Annotated in this window: 14 protein-coding genes; 3 read left to right on the top strand and 11 right to left on the bottom strand. The window is 36.2% G+C overall.

Translation table 11 applies throughout. The annotated features are described in order from the left end of the window. Positions 1-24 precede the first annotated feature (24 nt). Positions 25-657: a response regulator gene (locus tag ACY2RS_RS13930; RefSeq protein WP_490099276.1), complete on the top strand. Its 633-nt coding sequence runs from the start codon at positions 25-27 to the stop codon at positions 655-657. 77 nt (positions 658-734) lie between these two features. On the opposite strand, the gene htpG is transcribed toward ACY2RS_RS13930, so the two are convergent. From htpG to ACY2RS_RS13910, 4 genes are all read right to left on the bottom strand, one after another. Then, on the bottom strand, positions 735-2624 hold the full coding sequence (htpG, locus tag ACY2RS_RS13925) for a molecular chaperone HtpG (RefSeq protein ID WP_490099275.1): 1890 nt from the start codon (positions 2622-2624) through the stop codon (positions 735-737). Between the two features lie 485 nt (positions 2625-3109). Further along, a complete protein-coding gene (locus ACY2RS_RS13920) occupies positions 3110-6235 on the bottom strand; it encodes a DUF8693 domain-containing protein (RefSeq protein WP_490099274.1) in 3126 nt (1041 codons plus the stop codon). A gap of 104 nt (positions 6236-6339) precedes the next feature. Then, positions 6340-6666 carry a hypothetical protein gene (locus ACY2RS_RS13915; RefSeq protein WP_490099273.1) on the bottom strand — a complete coding sequence of 109 codons (327 nt, stop codon included), beginning with the start codon at positions 6664-6666 and terminating at the stop codon, positions 6340-6342. 209 nt (positions 6667-6875) lie between these two features. Continuing rightward, the gene (locus tag ACY2RS_RS13910; RefSeq protein WP_490099272.1) at positions 6876-8738 is read right to left on the bottom strand and encodes a hypothetical protein; all 1863 of its coding nucleotides are present in this window, start codon (positions 8736-8738) and stop codon (positions 6876-6878) included. Positions 8739-9503: 765 nt separating this feature from the next. Here ACY2RS_RS13910 and ACY2RS_RS13905 point away from each other — a divergent pair. Together ACY2RS_RS13905 and ACY2RS_RS13900 are read left to right on the top strand one after the other, a co-directional pair. Next, the gene (locus ACY2RS_RS13905; RefSeq protein WP_490099271.1) at positions 9504-10193 is read left to right on the top strand and encodes a TetR family transcriptional regulator C-terminal domain-containing protein; all 690 of its coding nucleotides are present in this window, start codon (positions 9504-9506) and stop codon (positions 10191-10193) included. A gap of 65 nt (positions 10194-10258) precedes the next feature. Further along, on the top strand, positions 10259-11569 hold the full coding sequence (locus ACY2RS_RS13900) for an ABC1 kinase family protein (RefSeq protein WP_490099270.1): 1311 nt from the start codon (positions 10259-10261) through the stop codon (positions 11567-11569). A gap of 150 nt (positions 11570-11719) precedes the next feature. On the opposite strand, the gene ACY2RS_RS13895 is transcribed toward ACY2RS_RS13900, so the two are convergent. From ACY2RS_RS13895 to ACY2RS_RS13865, 7 genes are all read right to left on the bottom strand, one after another. Continuing rightward, positions 11720-14170 carry an alpha/beta hydrolase family protein gene (locus ACY2RS_RS13895; protein WP_490099269.1) on the bottom strand — a complete coding sequence of 817 codons (2451 nt, stop codon included), beginning with the start codon at positions 14168-14170 and terminating at the stop codon, positions 11720-11722. Positions 14171-14287: 117 nt separating this feature from the next. Beyond that, entirely contained in the window at positions 14288-14965 is a 678-nt protein-coding gene (gene trmD / locus ACY2RS_RS13890; RefSeq protein ID WP_490099268.1) for a tRNA (guanosine(37)-N1)-methyltransferase TrmD, read from the bottom strand. 177 nt (positions 14966-15142) lie between these two features. Next, on the bottom strand, positions 15143-15637 hold the full coding sequence (locus ACY2RS_RS13885; RefSeq protein ID WP_490099267.1) for a proline and serine-rich protein 1 family protein: 495 nt from the start codon (positions 15635-15637) through the stop codon (positions 15143-15145). 64 nt (positions 15638-15701) lie between these two features. Next, a complete protein-coding gene (locus ACY2RS_RS13880; protein WP_490099266.1) occupies positions 15702-17069 on the bottom strand; it encodes a DEAD/DEAH box helicase in 1368 nt (455 codons plus the stop codon). Between the two features lie 269 nt (positions 17070-17338). Next, positions 17339-17806, bottom strand: a complete 468-nt coding sequence (locus tag ACY2RS_RS13875; protein WP_490099265.1) for a GNAT family N-acetyltransferase — start codon at positions 17804-17806, stop codon at positions 17339-17341. A 186-nt stretch (positions 17807-17992) separates the two neighbouring features. Next, positions 17993-19438 (bottom strand): glyceraldehyde-3-phosphate dehydrogenase, encoded by a 1446-nt coding sequence (locus tag ACY2RS_RS13870; RefSeq protein ID WP_490099264.1) that lies wholly within the window; start codon positions 19436-19438, stop codon positions 17993-17995. Between the two features lie 346 nt (positions 19439-19784). Further along, positions 19785-21185 (bottom strand): trypsin-like peptidase domain-containing protein, encoded by a 1401-nt coding sequence (locus ACY2RS_RS13865; RefSeq protein ID WP_490099263.1) that lies wholly within the window; start codon positions 21183-21185, stop codon positions 19785-19787. Positions 21186-21350: the final 165 nt, after the last annotated feature.

Genomic DNA, 21350 nt, shown 5'->3' with positions numbered 1-21350 from the left:
TATTTATAATCTCAATAAAAAGGTATGAATACTATTAATCTGGCTATAATAGAAGACGATCCAACTATACAACATAGTTTGTGTGAGTTTTTTGGAGCACAAGAAAATGTTACCGTTGTTGTAGCTTCTTATTCTGTAGAAGATTTTTTAGATACTATTGGTAGCCTAGACACATTGCCATCTATTATGTTATTAGATATCAATTTACCAGGCATTTCTGGTATAGAGGGTATCCCTCAAATTAAAAAAGCTTGTCCTGCATTAGATATTATCATGCTTACTACCATTGAAGAAACTTCTATTATTATTAAGGCCTTAAGCAATGGAGCTTGTTCATATACCTCTAAGCGCGTAACATTAAAAAAGATTGGAGAAGCGGTGCAAATTGTAAATGAAGGGGGTTCTTATATGTCACCTGCTATTGCTAGAAATTTAGCAACACATTACATGCCTAAAAAGTCAAACGAACGCTTGTTAACAGATCGGCAAATGGATGTTGTAAATGGAATTCTTTCAGGGAAAAGTTATAAGATGATTGCCGATGATTTGTATGTGTCTATTGATACAGTACGGAGTCATATTAAAAATATTTACAAGGTGTTAGAAATTAATAGCAAGTCTCAATTAATTAAAAAATCGTTCAATAATCAACTATAATCCTTACAACAAGGAACCAAATTAAAAAACCTTCTATTTATTACAATAGAAGGTTTTGTTTTTAAATAGCTATCAGCTTATTTTATCATCTCATAACTTCGTTTGATAAACGCTGTCATGTCTTCGCCTTTTAACAAGCCTTTCGAGAGTTTTGCTAAGTCTAACGCTTGATTCACCAAACGTTCTTTTTTCTTAGCGGTCTTGGTGTTTAATATTTCAGAAACTAGGGCATGATTTGTATTTACCAGTAAGTTGTACATGTCTGGCATGTTGCCCATACCAAACATACCACCACCTCCAGTTTGTTGCATCTCTTTCATACGACGCATAAATTCTGGCTCGGTAATAATAAATGGATTTGCATTGCTATCCATAGCCTCTAGCTGTACAGAGAATTTCTCAGCAGGAATAGTCTCTGTTAAAAAGGTTTTTAAGGTTTCTTTTTCTTCTTCTGAAAGTTTAGAAATCGCTTCCTCGTCCTTTTTAATTAAATTATCTACATGGTCTCCGTCTACACGTGCAAAAGAGATCTTCTCCTGAGACGTTTCCATCTTCTGGATAAGGTGTGAAATAATTGGAGAATCTAATAATAAGACCTCATATCCTTTGTCTTTTGCTGCAGCAATATAACTGTGTTGCTCTTCTTTGTCACTAGCATATAACAATACTAGTTTGTCATCTTTATCGGTTTGTGCAGCTGCCAATTTTTCTTTTAACTCTGCAAAGGTGTAGTACGTTCCATCCACAGTTGGGTAGAGCATAAATTCTTGTGCTTTGTCAAAGAATTTTTCTTCGGTGAGCATTCCGTATTCAATCACTATTTTAATGTCGTCCCATTTCGCTTCAAAGTCTTCTCGGTTGTTTTTAAACAAACTCTTTAGCTTGTCTGCTACTTTACGGGTGATGTAGCTAGAGATTTTCTTTACAGCGCCATCAGCTTGCAAGTAACTACGCGATACATTTAATGGGATGTCTGGAGAATCAATCACCCCGCGAAGCATGGTTAAAAACTCAGGTACAATACCTTCTACATTATCGGTTACAAACACCTGATTTTGATACAATTGGATTCTGTCTTTTTGAATCTGCATGTCTTTATTCATCTTCGGGAAGTATAAAATTCCTGTAAGATTGAAAGGATAATCTACATTAAGGTGAATGTTAAACAAAGGCTCTTCAAACTGCATTGGATACAGCTCTCTGTAGAATTTGCTGTAATCTTCGTCTTTTAAATCACTAGGTTGTTTGGTCCAAGCTGGACTTGGATTGTTAATGATGTTATCTACTTCTTGCGTTGGAGCTGGATCTTCTTCTTTCGCATCTTCTGGCTTTGGAAGTGTTTCTGTCTTCATTCCAAACTTAATTGGAATTGGCATAAACTTGTTGTACTTCGTTAAAAGTTCTGTGATTTTACCATCTTCTAAGAAGGATACTTCCTCTTCACTAATATGTAAGATGATTTCGGTACCTCTTTCTTCTTTGGTGGTTTCTTCTAAGGTATAGTTTGGAGAACCATCACAGCTCCAATGTGCAGCTGGGGCATCTTTGTAGCTTTTGGTGATGATTTCTACTTTGTCTGCTACCATAAAAGCAGAATAGAACCCAAGACCAAAATGACCAATAATTCCAGCTTCTTCTCCTTTTTTGTCTTTGTATTTTTCGATGAATTCTTCGGCACCAGAAAAGGCAATTTGGTTGATGTATTTTTCAACCTCGTCTAACGTCATACCAATACCTTGATCAATGATGTGTAGTTTTTTACCTTCTTTATCTACTTTTACCTCAATTATAGGGTTGCCATAATCTACTTTGGCTTCACCAATGTTGGTAAGGTGTTTTAATTTTAAGGTGGCATCTGTTGCGTTACTAACTAATTCACGTAAAAAGATTTCGTGATCACTGTATAAAAACTTCTTGATTAACGGGAAAATATTTTCTACCGATACATTAATAGTTCCTGTACTCATGGATATATTATTTATTGAATTATAATTTTTATTTTTTTTCCACCGCTGAAGCTATGGCGACATGCGGTCGGAAATATTAGTTTCCATTAACCCATAGTCAAACAAAGTACCATACTTGATTTTGTGACAGGATGACATATGGGAAACTGAAATCAATCCCGAAGCTTCGGGAGAAATCGAAGGCGAAAACAAAAATCTCCCCTCTCAGCGGGAGAGGGGTTGGGGGTGAGGTAATTTTGACTTGATCCCGAAAGCTTTCGGGAGAAGTCGAAACCGAAATTGAAGTTGAAATAGTATTGTCAGGCTGATTCTGTCGAAGCCCGAGGTTTAAAACAACCCTTTGACTCCCGAAGCTTCGGGACAGACTGACAAATTGAAACAAAATGTTAACTTCACTATGTAGGGGAGTTATAACAAAAAAGCCACTTTCAAATTAATGAAAGCGGCTTTTGATACCTGTAATTTTAGAATGACTAACGTGTCTTCTATTTTCGGATCACTTTTTTAACAATACGACCTGCTTCTGTATTGATTTCAATAAAGTAGATTCCTGCACTTTTCGTGGTCAAATCTATCACTGCGTTTTTGCTAGCAAGTGTTTGTTTGCTTATGATTCTTCCTTGAATGTCACTAACTTGAATGCTTAAAATTTCAGTTTGTGGCGATGAAACTTTAACGATTCCGCTCGTTGGGTTTGGAAATAAAGCAATGTTGGCCATTAAAATTTCCGAAGTACTTAGAATACTCTCATCTATAAATTGCAATGTAAACCTATTATCAAACGTACCCATTGGACTGTTAAATGAATAAGGTGTTTCAGAAAGATTAGTAATACTACCAGTTTGAGTATCTCTTAAATAAATCGTTGCAGCTTCAATATTTGGACCAACAATATTCAGTATTGAAATTGTATACGCTGCATCCTCAGCAATTTGAGATGAGAAACCAAGCGATACTTGCGCATCCATAGTAAAAGTCTCACGTCCTTGAATACCTAGTGCCGCTGTACCGTCTATTAAATGAGAGTACAATGAAACGGGTACTCCCAAACGATCACTATCGTATCCTGCATCATATCCTGGCGTTGCTTGATTTGTAAAACCAATTAGCGCTGAACTAGCCAGTTGGTAATCATTACTGTTAATTGTCAACCAGATATTATCTTGGTTTTCTGGTGAACGGAGTGTATTATTACCATCAACACGACGCATCGCATTTGTAAACGTAGCATTTTGACCAGAACCTTCATTGGTTCCATTATTCTTTATACCAAAACCTTGTCCCGTAGCAATCATAATATCTCCAGCTGTTGCAGCAATAGGACTTCCTGTAGATGCTGGATTAAAACCAGTAGCATTATAGGTCGAGATGTCTGCCATGTTAAAATTAGCTGAATTTGCGCCCGGAAATGCTCCGGGTGTTGTATTATGCTCCCAAAAATAAAGCTCATCAATTGCGCTATTTGTAGTTCTAAAATCTAATGCTGAAATAGCAGATGCATAAGGGTTTGCTAACATATTTGAACTTGCATTTTTGTTCAATGACGAAGTTCCAGTTCCAGTTCCTGTTGTGTTGTAATCTAATGCATACGTAATGGTTCCGTTGTTTAAGGTTCCTTGAGAGTAACGTAAATCATAGGTTTGATTTCCATCTTCTATAGATACTTGTGGCCATACTAAATACCCTTCACCTGGAGTAAAGTTACTAGCAAAGTTTGTCCAGTCATTACTGTCTTCATCAACAAAGTTAGCGCCACCAGGAAATGCCATTTGAACATCTGGATGCGGACGGAAATTTGTTGTTGTATGATTTAGTATTCTAAAAATAAGATTGTCCAATCCTTCAGGTATATCTGCTGTCATAGGATTTCCTAGTACCATGAAGTCACGTGGTTTTAGGTTTGCCGTAGTAACATTTACGTTAATTGTACCATTATTAGTTACCGTTGCATTCTCTAAAACTTGTACAATACTTCCTTGGTGTGCTACTTCAATTGTACTTCCAGCTTCAACTGTAATATCGTTATCTATCAAGGCAAATTCTCCTGCGTTAATGGTTAATGTGGCTCCATTTGAAACGACTATTTTGCAGGCTGTAATATTTCCGAGGGATGTATCATAATTGCTTATAAAAATAGCTCTTTTTGTGGCGTCTGGTTCTCCATTGCTCCAGGTACCTGCAGTGCCATAAACGGTGAAGTCTAAGCAATCACCAATGGCTAAGGTTGAAAACGTATGGGGGCCAGAACTGTTAGAACCGCAAACAGCTTGTACATCAAATTGGTACTCATGGTCTGGAATTAAACCAGTAGCATTATATGTTGGTGATGTAAGGTTAGAAACGGTGGGTGTACCTGTCAATGTTTCTCCGGCGGTGAGATCAACTATTTCAAGATTCCACGCATCTATTGGCGTTGATCCTCCTGGCGTCCATGTTAAGGTGGCTTCGGTTTGTGTAATGTTAGAAGCTCCTAAATCACTGGCGCCTACGCATACTACTAGTGTACCCGTTGTAAAAAGGAAAGGACCTTGCCAGTGATTGTTTGTACCTGAGGCACAATCTGGTTGTAGCCATAATTCGTAATCATTTGCTTGTTGTAAACCATTTATAGAATACGCTGTAGAAGAAACACTATACGTGTCAAAAACAGTGTACGAGTTGGTAAATGGTGGTTCCCCAAATGTTACATTTCTTAGCCCTATATTCCAATCAGTATCAACAACGGTATCCCAACTAAAAGAAGCCCCATCAAAGAAAGTACTTTCTATTTGTATGCTTTCATAACTTGTGGGTTCACAAAAATTGGTGTGTGAATAACTCTTTTTTACCCAATCACCAACTGAGCCTCCTCCGCAATTTGCTCTTACATATGCATCAACACTAAGACCAACAATAGGAGATATTAAGTTGATTGATGGACTTGTTAGTGTTGTACTTGGTATATCACTGGGAGCTGGTGCTGCTGAACCTGCTTGTTGTGCTATTAAATCCCAAGAAGATTCGTTAGCTCCCGGAGTCCAGGTTAATCGAGCCGTAGTATTTGTAATGTTAGACACTACAAGATTTGTAGGAGGTGGGCATTTTCTCATAAACGTAATAGAAGCCCCAAGTACCAAACCTGAAATATCATTATCTTGACTATCACAAACTTTAAGTCTCCAAAATCCATTAAGATCAGAACCATCTAGAAACGAAAAGGTACCGCGAGGTAAATATACCCCCGAAAATGGGGCAACACCATCAGAAATAGAGGTTGTGGCATATGGTGCGAATATAGTATTAGAGAAATTATTACCTGTACCACCATCAAATAATGTCAAAAGTAAATTTTTATCATTAGCAGGCACAGACATAGTTATAAATAAATCTCCTACATTTTGATGTGCAATATCAATCATGATATTGTCAATAACCCAGTTGTCGCCTATAACACCACTAATGGTATTCACGTCTAAGAAAAAATTACCTACGAGTCCTCCATCTAGAGAAAGATCACAATCAGGTAAATATGTAACTGCTCCCGTATTTTGGACGGTAAAGGTTTCGGTTTGTGTATACCCATGCATAAAGCAAAAAAGGGATAGTATTAAAAATGTAATTGACTTTTTCATAATGTATTATTTAGTTGTTTGTTATTTTAAATAGTATTTGTTGTCAAATGTATGTTGAGAAGCAAGAAAATTGTAAAAAGAGGTCTAGACAAAAATCTAGACATCTATTTAAGTTGTTGTATATCAATTATTTGAAATCTAGCTTCGTTTATTTTTTTATTTAATCGATACCTGCTTGTATACACACTATTGGGTAAAATTCCCAATATTTTTGCAATGCTATTTGTATTAAAAAGGAGTGTTTCTAATAGTAATAATTGTTCCTCTTTATGGGTTAGGTAAATGCCTTGTATTTGAAAAGGGTAAAAGAAATCTGGATAGATGCTATTAAATTGCTCCTTATTGGCATTCCAATCCATTTGCAGTGAGTTGTTAGAAAGTATTGTTTTTATTAAATGTTCCTTGATAGTTTGTCTTTCTGTGTTTGTCATGTCCTTTTATAATTAGGTGATGTGCATCGATGGTAAACGATAGCCCATCTGTGAGGACAAATAGAATTATAATGTGGCAAGGAAACTAAAAAGGAGTCTAGACAAAGTTCTAGACAACGCATATACATACATCAAAACCCATGTTTTACAAGGGTTTTGATGTATTAATAAAAAAATTGCAATGTTCTTTGTACTACAAAAAGTAAACCTTATGATTTTAAAAAATCAATAATAGAAACCTCTTTAGAGATGTTTAGTTTTTTTCGAAGCCTGTATCTGGAAGTATGAACACTATCTGGAGAGATACCAAGCATGTTTGCTATTTCATTGGTTTTAATGGTTAATTTTTCTAATGAAATAAGACGCTCTTCAGCATCAGAAAAATTGAAGCCTCTATTTTTGAGGTCAATAAAAAAGTGCTTGTGCACATTGGTGAATTTACTTTTAAAAGTAGCCCAATCTTCATTTGTTAAAATTCTAGAATCTACTAGTTCTTGCAATTCTATATGTTCTTCTTTCTCTCCATATAAAGATTTTAAAGAATCAATTTCCTTTTTGAGTACCTCCTGTTCTTTACTTTTTACAAGCATTTCTTTAGTAAAAGAAGTTAATTCTTCTTTGCTTAGTGTTAATTGCTCGGCAATAACCTTTCGCTTACGTTTGGCTCTTTCCAATAAATAATAGGTTAAACCAGCCATTAATAAAAAGGATGCAATTAAAATGGTATAGAGTATTTTTTGTTTGCCTTTGGCGATTTTCTTGTCACTTTCTAATTGTTTGATTTCTGAATCTTGTTTTATAATTTCATTTTCCTTGAGTGAAGTTTCAAACTTAGTTTGGTAATAGGACATGTTTTGAACATTTTTAATACTAGAAATAGAATCTTTTATCTTGTAATAAGCATTTAAATGCACATTTTTTTTAGGTACATCTCCTAGTTGCTCATAGACGTCTGCTACAAACTTTTCAGCATTATATATTTCAACAAAACCATCTTCTGCTCTTTTTAAAGCTAAGTGTTCCTTTCCATACTTTAAAGCATTAGTGTAATTACGCTTAGCAAAGTTTAACTGCTTTAATGCTTCTATATAATAGGTTTTATTTCCACCTGTGGTATAATTGTTAGGGCTGTTTTCAACTTCAAGTAGATAGGCCTCAGCTTTACTAATACTGTCCGTACTTGCATAGGCAATCACTAAATTATTTAAAACATTAGGCTCTATTCTAACTCGGTATTCAGATGTTTTTACCTCATTTTCGGTCAGTAGTAAATATTTTATCCAATTATCGTTATCACCTTGATTTCTATAATCTAGTGCTGCATTATAGTATAAAGGAGTTAATACGGGTAACTTTCCAGATTTTGCCAATGCTATAGCCTCGTTTCTTACATTTTCGGCTTCTTTGTAAAATTCATTTTGACTATAAAGTACAGAGAGTGAAGTATTGGTATTTATTAATTGAATTGTATCTTTAGTTTTTCGGAATACTGTACTTGCGTCTTTTAAATAGCTAATGGCTTCAGAAAAATTGCCAAGTTCTATATGTGCATTACCAAATCTCTGTTTTATGGAGGCAATCTGTCTTTCGTTTTTTCCCTTAATTGCATATTGCATTGCCGTTTGCAACACATTTAAGCTATTCTCCATATCTCTTAATATATAATAGGTATCACCCGTATATGAATATATATTAGCAGCATACATAAAGTTTTTAGAACCTTTTTCTTTGCCTTCAAAATTTTTGAAAATTCTCAAACTTTCCTCAACATCTCCCAGAATGTTTGTTTTGTAATAAATTAAATCACCGGTATTTCGAGTAGCACTGGTAAAAGATTTTATTTCTAGAGCTAATGTAATATTCGCTTTAATGATAGAATCATATTTGTACTCTTCATTAAACTCAATTAGACGAATTAAGCTATCTGTTAAAACAACTCGTTCTTCGTTTTCGGTATCCTGGATGAGTGTTTTAAGATTTTCAATATTTTGGCTGAGGGTATTTGTTTGCGATTGTACTGTTACTGTACATAAAAGAATCACTGTAAACAAAGCAAAAAAAAGATATTTCATAGAAAATGTTGGGTAGAGATTCTTCAAAAACGGTTTCCGAGCTTCAGCAAGATAAGCTTTTAAATTCCATGAGTAGCCTAAAGAAGATTTTATTAAAACCTCAAGTGTAATTATGTGACTTATTTTTTGGCGTTCCCCGTCCTAAGGGCTGGGTCAGGCTGTCTGCTATATCTTTTGTTCGTACCTCACAAAAGGATGCCGCTTCCATCCTTAACGCAAATCGAAATCGAAGTCGAAAATGAAAAATGCTCCCCTCTCAGCGGGAGAGGGGTTGGGGGTGAGGGAATTTTGACTTGATCCCGAAAGCTTTCGGGAGAAATCGAAATCGAAACTGAAACCTGCAAGGTATGAGGAGGTATAATGATCCTTGTAGGTTTATATCAAAATTGAGAATTACCCTTCGACAAGCTCAGGGTGACAAATTAAAAGAAATTTCCCCTCTCAGCGGGAGAGGGGTTGGGGGTGAGGGAATTTTGACTTGATCCCGAAAGCTTTCGGGAGAAATCGAAATCGAAACTGAAACCTGCAAGGTATGAGGAGGTATAATGATCCTTGTAGGTTTATATCAAAATTGAGAATTACCCTTCGACAAGCTCAGGGTGACAACTTAAAAGAAATTTCCCCTCTCAGCGGGAGAGGGGTTGGGGGTGAGGGAAATTGAAGTCTATAGAATATACACTCCACTTTTAACAGAATATTGTGTTTAACGAAGCGACTTCAAGATTAAACATTTTGTATTTTTACAGTATCCTAAAAAACAGTGTTATGGCAACAAAAAAGACCACTACTACAAAGAAAAAAACGACTACCAAAAAGAAGGTAATTACTAGAGATACCATAGTCTCTGCCTATATGGAATATGTCTTAGAACATGAAAAAACGCCCAAAAGTGTTTTTAAGTTCACCAAAGAACATAACATGTCTGAATCTGATTTCTATAAGTTCTTTGGAAGCTTTGAAGGACTCCAACGTGGTATTTGGACAACCTTTTTTGATCATGCCATGAAGTTAGGACAAAAAAATCCTGCCTACGAGGAGTTTAACAACCAAGAAAAAATGCTGACATTTTTCTTCACTTTTTTTGAGTTATTAACTGCCAATAGAAGTTATGTCATGTTCGCACTAAATGAGCATCGTGATATGATGAAAAACATGAAACAGCTTAAAGATTTAAGAACACATGTCAAAGAATTTGCAGGAACGCTCATCAATGAGAAGAACGACGAGAAGTCCTTTAAGATATTAAAGCAGCCTGTATCTGTGTTTAGTGAAGGTGCTTGGTTACAAACAATGTTCATTTTAAAGTACTGGATGGAAGATAACTCGCCATCCTTCGAGAAAACTGATGTTGCTATCGAAAAATCGGTGCGTGCCATTTTTGATGTGTTTGAAACTACTCCCTTAGAGAGTATCCTAGATTTTGGGAAATTCTTGTGGAAAGAGAAAATGAATTAAAACAATTTCTGGGATAGGAATATTTCAGAAAACATACTACATAAAAGCCGTAACAGGCACTGCCTATGAAAACAATAGATAGCATTCCTACGGGCAAGATATCAAGAGCCTCAAAACTCGTAAAAACAGGCGTAAAGGTTGGTGTAAATCAACTTAAATATTATGGTGACAAAATCATAGATCCAGAAAATGCCAAGGATAAACTAAACCAAAATAACGCAAGCGACATCTATGATGGTTTAAAAAGTCTCAAGGGTTCGGCGTTGAAAGTAGCCCAAATGTTGAGCATGGAAAAGAACATATTGCCCAAGGCCTATGTGGAGCAATTCTCATTGGCGCAATTTTCTGTACCACCTTTGTCGGCTCCTTTGGTTCGAAAAACATTTTATAAGTATTTTAATGCGTTTCCGGAAGATCTCTACGATAGTTTTAACCCAGCATCTGTTGCAGCGGCAAGTATCGGACAAGTGCACAAGGCCACCAAAGATGGAAAGGCTTTAGCGGTTAAAATACAATATCCTGGGGTGGCAGAAAGTATTAGCAGTGATTTAGCGATGGTAAAACCCATTGCTATGAAGATGTTTAATATTAAGGGGAAAGACAGTGATAAATACTTTAAAGAAGTAGAAGGGAAGTTGCTCGAAGAAACCAATTATGTACTAGAGGTGGAGCAAAGTCAACAAATGGTGAGTGACTGTAGCCATATTCCGCATCTAACATTTCCGAAGTACTATCCAGCATTATCCAACGAGCGCATCATCACTATGGATTGGATGGAAGGGGAGCACTTGAGTGAGTTTACTAAGCATAACACAGACAAGGATTTAGCAAACCAATTAGGACAAGCACTATGGGATTTTTACATGTTTCAAATGCATGAATTGAAACGCGTGCATGCTGATCCGCATCCTGGAAATTTCTTGGTGACCAAAACAGGAGATTTAGTAGCCATAGATTTTGGTTGTATTAAACAGGTACCTGAAGAATTTTATATCCCGTATTTCGAACTGGCGGTGCCAGAAAATATTAATAACCCAGAAGTATTTACTGAGAAGTTATATGCTTTAGAGATTTTAACGCCTACGGATACTCCAGCAGAAATTAAATTCTTTTCTGCCTTGTTTCATGAAATGCTGAGTTTGTTTACCCAACCCATGCATAGTGAAACATTTGATTTTAGTGATGCTACCTTCTTTAGTAAGATTGCCGATTTAAGTGAGAAGTATTCTAAAGATACCGAGATACGTAAAATGAACGGAAACAGAGGTTCAAAACACTTCCTATATATTAATAGAACCTTTTTTGGACTCTATAATTTGATGAATGACTTAGGAGCTAAAGTTTTAGTGAACAATTTTAAGACGTTAAAAAATTAATAATGTTTAACTATTAGTAAAATATATTAAACAAAATATGTATCTTTAATTATAATAGATAGTAGTTTTCAATCTTTGTTACCTACTATTTTATTGGTTAGGTTGTTTAAAAAAGGAAGGCTGGTTGCCTTCCTTTTTGTTTGTATCCTGTTATTTTTTTATCTCTTTGGTGACATTCAACGTGTTGCTGTTTTTGTTTTTTACATGTTTTTCAAGCCATTCATCTTGCTCCCATAGTAAATGTAAAATACTTTCTTTTGCTCTGTATCCGTGGCTTTCTTTTGGTAACATGACCAACCTTGCAGGAGCTCCTAAACCCTTTAAAGCATTAAAATAGCGTTCACTCTGTAGTGGGTAAGTCCCTGAATTATTATCGGCTTGTCCATGAACTAACAGTAATGGTGTTTTCATTTTATCGGCATGCATAAAAGGTGACATGGTGTAGTAGGTTTCTGGAGAATCCCAATAACTACGTTCTTCGCTCTGAAAACCAAAAGGGGTAAGGGTTCTATTATAAGCACCACTTCTTGCAATTCCCGCCGCAAATAGGTTTGAATGACTTAGTAAATTTGCCACCATGAAGGCGCCATAACTGTGTCCGCCAACTGCAATACGATCTCTATCAATATAGCCTAATTTGTCAACGGCATCAATCGCGGCTTTTGCATTGGCTACCAATTGTGTTCTAAAGGTGTCATTGGGTTGCTCATCTCCTTCACCAACAATTGGGAAGGCTGCATCGTCTAACACTACATAGCCTTTGGTGACCCAGTAGATAGGACTTCCCCAAAACGGAAATGTAAACTCGTTTGGATTGCTGGTACTTTGTGAGGCACTACTTTTGTCTTTAAATTCTCTTGGATAGGCCCATAAAATCATAGGTAGATTTTTGCTAGTTTCTTTGGTATAACCAGCAGGTAGGTATAGGGTCCCTTCTAAATCTAAACCATCGTCACGTTTGTATTTAATAACTTCTTTATGTACATTTTGAATACTCTTAAAAGGATTTTCAAATGCAGTCACTGGTGTTAATCCTTCTTTTTTAGTAATGTCCCTAAAATAGTAATTAGGGTATTCATTTTTAGATTCTATACGAACAAGGATTTTACCATTTTTCATATCAATAGCATCGCGAATGTCTTCTTTCTTGTTGGTGTAACTAGATTGGTATAAGCGTTTGGTATCTTTTGTTACCAGGTTGTATTGGTCTATAAATGGGAATTGTCCTTTTTCAGAATAGCCATCACCCATTAAATAGGCAAGTCCGTCATTAATATCTAGTACATATCTATTGTATTGGTTTTTTGTAGTGACAAAATTACCAGGGTCACTGTATTGATCTTGGTAGTTTCTATCACTAATAATCGTTGCTTTTCCTTTGGTAGATGGGTTAAAGAGATAGGTTTTGGTATTTCTGTCATTCCACCAATAATCATATGCTATGGCTGTATAGTCATTTCCCCAAGTAATGCCAGAAAATCTATTTTCGACTTTTAGAATTTCATTTCCATCTCCATTAAAAGGAGCTTCTAATTGGTACACAATATCTCTGTATTTCACCTTAATTTCTGGATCTCCATTGTCTTGTGCAACAGCATATACAAGGCTTGCAGGTTTATCGCCTCTCCAACTAAAGTCACGTTTGCCAGTTCTAGTGGCCATAAAACCTTTGGGTCTTACTTCATCTAAGGGCACATTATTTATCATGGAGATTTGCTTTCCTTTCTGGGTATACACGGTTTGCGTGTATGGAAATCTATAATAAGGCACTAGGTATGAAAATGGTGTTTTAATTTCTGTAATCATCACATATTCTCCATTAGGAGAAAAACTAATGGAACGATACATAGCAGCCGGCATAAATTCTGAAATGTTACCACTCAAGGTTACTTTTTTTAATTCGGAAATAGCAAGGGTTTGAAAGTTTGCTTCATCATTAGGGTTTTTTAATAAATCCTGGTAGGTTCTGTTTTGAGCTTTTTGTCCATCACTTACGGTAACCGTGGGCCCCGAAGGAACAGCTTCATTTGTATTAATGAGCTGTTTTCTATTGCTAGGTAACATTTTCACCAACAATGAGCTACTATCTTTAAACCAACTAATGGCATTCCCCATGTTAGCATTTACAGTAGCATCTGTCAATTTTTTTACAGAAGCTTTTTCAATATCAAGTACCCAAACTTCTGCTCCCGTTGAAGTTGTATTTAAGCAAGCAATCATTTTTTGATTGGGAGACCAAGTAAAATTTGATAACCTTGGATTACTAGGCAAACCGCTAATTTCTTTAACGGTTTCACTTAAGGCTTTTTTAATTTTAATGTTGTTCCAATAGTTGGTGCGACTTCCAATATTGGTTTTTGGGTTTATTCTTAATCCGCCTAAACGAAGTTCGGTTTCCGATAATTCGGCAATACTTTTATAGGCATCTCGATAGAGGAGTACCACATTTTCTGCCTTGTCATCCAATAATACCGAGGGTGCTAAAGGAGTGTTTACAAGGTCTAAAATTTCTTTTGAAGGCTTTTGGTATCCTAGATTATCTTGCGCAAGTAAGGGACTAGATATAAGTAATAATACGAGTAGTAGTGCTAGTTTTTTCATGATGAGATATTTTTAGTTCAAGGTAACCAAAAATAAATTGCATGTCAACACCCATTTACGCAATTACATTGTACAATTTGGACAGCAATTGGAGTATTAAAATTTCCGAAGTTAGACTTATTCTTCTAATAAATCGGGTCTTCTTTTTTGGGTATTTTTATAGGCCTCCTCTTCACGCCATTTTTCTATGTTGCCAGCGTGACCACTCAACAAAACATCTGGTACTTTCCAGCCTTTGTATTCTGCGGGTCTTGTATAAATAGGAGGTGCTAATAAATCATCTTGAAAGCTATCGGTAAGTGCGCTGGTTTCATTGCCAAGCACTCCGGGAATGAGACGAATAACAGCATCACAAACAATAGCTGCAGCAAGTTCACCACCGCTAAGTACATAGTCGCCTACCGATATTTCTTTGGTCACAAATTGATCGCGCACACGTTGATCGACTCCTTTATAATGTCCACATAAAATAATGATATTTCCTTTTAAGGAAAGCTGATTGGCAATGCCTTGATCGAGTGTTTCTCCTTCGGGAGTCATGTAGATAACTTCATCGTAATCGCGCTCTGCTTTTAGGCCGCTAATACATTTGTCGATGGGTTCAATCATCATGACCATACCGGCTCCACCACCAAATTGATAATCGTCTATTTGATTGTAACTATTAGTTGCAAAATCTCTAAGGTTGTGTAAATGTACTTCTACAAGGCCTTTTTCAATGGCGCGTTTGAGTATAGAGGCCTCGAAAGGACTCTTTAGTAATTCTGGTAATACGGTAATAATATCAATGCGCATTGGACCTAAGATTTTGATGTAAAAGTACTATTTTTAAAATATTGGGAGTTGTCTGTTCGAGTTCTCCCGAAGCCTCGGGATGAGAACTATTTTTTATTGAAAGTTACGATAGGTTTCGACTGCGCTCAACCGGACATTGGAAAACTATTAAAAAAGATGTTTTAAAAATAAAGAAGCCTATTGCTCTTCGATAAATTCGTTTAATTCATCGATGGTCATTTCAAATTCAAATGCGTCATTTACTTTCCAGTAGTTTTCTGGATTGTAGCATGCAGGATAGGCATGTTTTGCAAATTCTAATTTGGTGCTTTCGAAATCAAATAACAACATGATTTTTTTGATTTGTGTAGCAGTAAGGCAGTTGCTTCTCGTGATTTGTTTGGCTAGAGTAAGCTTAGAATCTTCAAAACTCTTATTTGCAATACTATCTTTAAGATCAATAAAATCGGTGCTGCCCATTACATAGCAATCGGTTTCTGTTTCTTCAACAATAAGTGCGTCTTCTTGAATGGTAGTTTGTGTAGACTCATTAATTTCTACATCCATACCTATATTAATGTCTCCTGTATTTACGCCAACATTTACATTGGTATTATTGTTAATAATGGTTGTTTGTGCAGAGACTGTGTTAGCTGCAAGTAGCACTGTAAGTGTAAGTAGTATTTTTTTCATGATAAGATGTTTTGGGTTTTGTTTTCAAAAGCAATGCCAAATTTGGTTTTATTACTGCATTATTTTAAAAAGGCTTTTTTCCTTTTCTCTTATTTCTTTGATTGAATTTTTTGTCGCCTTTGGTTTTGGCTTTTTTGTATTTCTGTTTGATGGTTCTTTTGTAGGATCCTCCTTGATTGGTTTTACTATTCTTTTCACTTTTTTCATGGAAACTTTCACCACCTTCTTCAAACTGTTGTTTGTGAGGATTGTCTCGTTCCATACGAACCGGTTGTTCTTCTGGAGTAAGCTTTTTTGAAATTTCAACATCTTCAGGAATGTCCATTTTTTCTATAGTCATATCCATAAGTGTTTCAATGGCTTCCTTGCTTGCTTGTTCTTTTTCTGTGCTTAATAAAATAGACGTTCCTTCTGCTTCTGCACGACCCGTTCTACCAATACGGTGCATGTAGTTTTCTGGAAACCTAGGCGTATCAACATTTATTACATGACTTACTTTGTCCAAATCTAATCCACGCGCCATAATATCTGTAGTCACTAAAATACGTGTTAGGTTGGCATTAAAGTTTTCAATAGAACGTATCCTGTAGTTTTGAGTTTTGTTAGAGTGTATTACAGCGACCGCATCTTTGAATTGCTCTTGTAGTAATTCGTATAATAAGTCGGCTCTTTTTTTATTAGGCACAAAAACAAGGGTTTTTGTAAATGTGTCTTTGTCTTTTAATAGGTGACCCACCAAATTGGCTTTGGTATAAAAATTAGGAACATCAAAGGCAATTTGTTTGATGTTGTCTAATGGTGTCCCGCTAACTGCAACAGAAATAGTAGTTGGGTTTTTAAAAAAGTCTTTGATAAATACTTCCACATCATCGGTCATGGTTGCCGAGTACATGATGTTTTGACGCTGCTCTTGTAATAGTTCAAAGATATTGGTGAGCTGAAATCGGAACCCTAAGTCTAGCATTACATCCACTTCATCGATCACCAGTTTTTTGATACTTTTTGTTTTTAGTGCTCTGCTTAGCACCAAGTCGTACAATCTTCCTGGAGTTGCCACTACAATATCTGCACCTTGCATTACGGCTTCTTTGTGGGTATTGATATTAATACCTCCATATACACCTACTACTCGAATAGAAGAGTATTTTCCAAACTTTTCTATTTCATCCACAACTTGCAAGACTAATTCACGTGTAGGGACCAATACCAAAATACGGGGGTCTGTTTGTTTGGAGAATTTGAGTCCGCTAATAAGCGGTAACATATATGCAAAAGTTTTTCCCGTACCCGTTTGTGCAATACCTACTACATCTTTTCCAGAACCAATAGGTGCAAACGACTTTTGTTGAATTTCGGTAGGTTTTGTAAACCCCAAATCCTCAATTGCATAATGCAGTTGTTTGTTAATTTTAAAATCGTGAAAAGAATCCATGTTGGGTATTTTTGGCAAAGCTACTATATTTTGCTTGAAGGGCGATCTAAAGGGGGAGAGATTAATGAAATCGATCCCGAAAGCTTTCGGGAGAAACTGAAATCGAAACTGAAATCGAAATCGAAGTCGAAACACTTTTTCCTCCCGAAGCTTCGGGACTAAAGGGTGGTGTTTCTAACGAAACCCTGCAAGGTGTTGCCGCAGGCCTCCTTATAGGTTTATGAGTTACAATGAAAAGATGTAGTCTGCCAACTGCCACTGAGCACTGCTTACTTATCTACCCCAGAGGTCCAAGTATAATGAAGTACTTCAATATCTTTTTCCCAGTCTAACCTTTCATACAAATGTTGCGCAGGGTTTGTGACTTCTGTTTCTAGGGTAATGCCTTTGGCATTTTTTGAGATTGCAATCTCTTTTGCTTTGCTCATTAATGCTTCTCCAACTCCTTTTTTTCTGAAATGTTCTGAAACGAATAAATCGTTTAATATAAAAGTACGTTGCATAGAAACGGAAGAGAAACTAGGATAAAGTTGCGTAAAACCCATGGGAGTATCATTTTCATCTAGCGCCAATAAAATGATGGAGTCTTTTTTATAGAACCGTGCCGATAAAAAATCTTCGGCAGCTGCTAGGTCACTTTTTTGTTTGTAGAAAACACGATAGCCATCAAATAAAGGAACCAATTGTTTAATGTTGTCTATGGTTGCTTGTATGATATGTACTTCGTTTTTGGTCATGTGATAAAGTTATAAGAATTATTCATATAGTTGAAATTCCCTCACCCCCTCCCGAAGCTTCGGGACCTCTCCCTCTCAGAGGGGAGGTTTTTCAATGCAAAAAGCCGCAAACGCAAGGTTTACGGCTTCTAATATTTCCGACCGCGTGTCGCAAAAGCTTTAGCGGTGGCGCAAGAAAAAATACTACTAATAGTACGTGAATCTTCTTACTTTGGCAATGTGCTTTGCCAATCTAATTACTTGGTGGCTGTATCCATATTCGTTATCGTACCAAACATAAATAACAGCGTTTTTTCCATCTTTAGTAACAATAGTAGCATTACTATCAAATATAGAAGGAGCCGAAGATCCAACAATATCACTAGATACTAACTCGTTGTTTAAAGAATATTTAATTTGCTCTACTAAGTTTCCTTCTAGCGCGTATTTTTTCATGGTTGCGTTTAAACCATCTACTGATGTTGGATTTTCAAGCTCTAAATTTAAAATAGCCAATGATCCGTTTGGTACAGGAACTCTAATAGCATTTGATGTTAGTTTTCCTTCAAATGATGGTAGGGCTTTAGAAACTGCTTTTCCAGCACCCGTTTCTGTAATCACCATATTCAAGGCAGCAGCACGACCACGACGGTGTTTTTTGTGCATGTTGTCTACCAAGTTTTGGTCATTAGTGTAGGCGTGAATGGTTTCTAAATGCCCTTGAACTACTCCAAAACTATCTTCAATAGCTTTTAATACAGGCGTAATTGCATTGGTAGTACACGATGCAGCAGAGAAAATATCCATTTCATCTGGATTGTTTTCAAAGTGATTTACACCATGTACAATGTTAGGAATACCAGCTCCAGGAGCTGTTAATAATACTTTACTTGCTCCATTAGGAACTAAGTGACGGCTCAATGCTTCTTTGTCTCTAAAAGCACCCGTATTATCAATTACCAAGGCATCGTTAATTCCATAGGCTGTGTAGTCTATTTCTTCTGGTCCGTTAGCCGAGATAATATGAACTGTAGTTCCGTTTATAATTAAGGCTTTGTTCTCTAGATCTACACGAACTGTACCTGGGAAATCTCCATGTACAGAATCGTATTGTAATAACGAAGCTCTTTTTTCTAATACTTTTTGGTCAATAGCACCACGTGTTACAATAGCACGAAGACGCATCTGACTTCCTTGACCGGTGCGTGTCATTAATTCGCGTGCTAACAAACGACCAATTCTACCAAAACCATACAACACAACATCTTTAGGAGTAATGTCGTCTTTGTCTTGAGCATCTTTTAATTTTTCAGAAACAAAAGCAAGCGCGTTTGTATCGTTCTCTTCTAAATGGTACTCATAGGTAAGTTTACCAATATCCAGTTTAGCTGGAGGAAGATCTAATGTTTTAATAGCTTGTGCGATTTCAACAGAGTCAAAGATCGAAATAGGCTTTTGTACAAATTCTCCTGCATACTCGTGAAGGTTTAAAATTTCACTGGCATTACGGTCAATTAATTGATTGCGAAATAATACCAATTCTATCGATTTGTCATACCACAAATCACTAATGATATTAATAAATGCTACTGTGGCCTTACGGCGGTCAGTTTGAAAAGACAGTTCTTTTTCATAAACGTCATCAAAACTCATAGGTTGTGCTTTTTAAGTGTTTTTGAATTGTCAAAAACGGTTGTTAAAATGTTGCGCAAAAGTAATTATTTTCTTGGGTTTTATGGTGTTAAACATTTAAAAAAAAGTTGGGTTTTTATCCCTTCGGAAATGTTAGAGGAAAAGACTATTTTCTTAGGTTCAATTTGCATAAACCTAAAAGTTTGTCGTGCCTCCTCATGCCTTGCAGGTTCAATTTATTCTTCGTTTTTGTCTTCAGCTTCAGTTTCGTCCCGAAAGCTTTCGGGATCGATTTCAAAAAAAAAACACCCCAGCAACGTCAATTGTGGGGTGTCATTTTTAGATAAAAATTTGTTACACTTCCTTCCTATCTAAAAATATAATTATGTGTTTCTCCTTTTTTGTTTACAAAAGTCAATTTTACTGGGTCTGCGTAATTTCTTTTGGTCATGATTTCTCTTACATCATTCACATTGGTAACAGGGATGTCATCAATTTTTGTGATGATATTTCCTTCTAAACCATATCGAGCTACATCTTTTCTTAGGGCTTTGGTTATAGAAACTCCTCCTTCAAGATTAAACCTGTCTAAAATGCCTGGGTTGGCTTTTCCTACTTCAATACCTAGATCTTTAATTTCAAAGAGCTCTAATTTGATTAAGGTAACTGGAATTCTTTTTTGAGTGCCATTACGTAACACGGTTACTTCAACTACATCGTTTGGTCTCTTAGCTCCTAAATAACCCGTTAAGTCAGAAAACTTAGAAACTTGTAAACCATCTAATTCTTTAATGATATCTCCTTTTTTAATACCTCCCTTATCAGCTCCTCCACCTTTTTCAACACCTCCAACATAAACTCCTTCTGTTTCATCAATGCCTAATTCGTCTGCTACCTTTGAGTTTAAATTTCCACCACTAATACCCAATATGGCTTGCTGTACATTTCCAAACTCCATGATGTCTTCAATCACTTTTCTAGCAATGTTACTTGGTACTGCAAAAGAGTAGCCTACATAAGACCCTGTTTCACTTGTAATGGCAGTATTAATACCAATAAGTTCTCCTCGAGTGTTTACAAGAGCACCGCCACTGTTTCCACGATTTACAGCTGCGTCTGTTTGAATAAAAGATTGATTTTGTCCATCACGTTCATCCAAGTCTCTTGCTTTTGCACTTACAATCCCTGCAGTTACAGTTGAAGTAAGTCTAAAAGGGTTTCCAACTGCCAATACCCATTCACCTACTTTTACAGTATTAGAATCACTAAAAGGTACAAATGGTAATGGTTCTTCGGTGTCTATTTTAATTAATGCAATATCTGTTTTAGGATCGGTACCAATTAACTCGGCTGGATAGGTTGCGTTGTTGTTTAAGGTTACCTCAAGTTCGGTTGCATTATCAATTACGTGATTGTTGGTAATAATATAACCATCTGGAGAAATAATAACACCGCTACCGCTACCTTCAAGTTTTCTAGGTTCTCCACCTCCACGAATATAATCCATCATGTTGGTAGGTACTCTGCTATAGGTGGTATTAATAACGTGTACTACAGCATTCACTGTTTTATCTGCTGCCACTGTAAAATCTATGGTGGTTGTAGGGGTATTTGCTGAAAAGTTTGTAGGTGTATAGTTAATCGGGGTTGTTGCTGTTTTAGTTGCAACTGGTGTTTTGTCAGTTTTTGTTTCAAGTAATTTGTAACCTCCAAGTGTAAGCGCTCCTGCTACAAGGGCTACAGCAAATAATTTCATAGTCTGTTTCATCTGTTTCATTTTTTTTGTTTTAAAGGTCAGATGCAATTCGCCATTAAATTTTTAGATAAACATCCAAGTTCATTCACATGGCTCATTTCATAGGTTTATACTTTAGTTATGTATTAGTAACAATTATTAGACGCTAAATATTTTGTTGTATTTCAAAATTTAACA

The sequence above is a fragment of the Patiriisocius sp. 208BN25-11 genome (assembly GCF_058147145.1).
The sequence above is the reverse complement of the archived record's forward strand: the minus strand, read 5'-3'. Positions and strand labels throughout refer to the sequence as shown.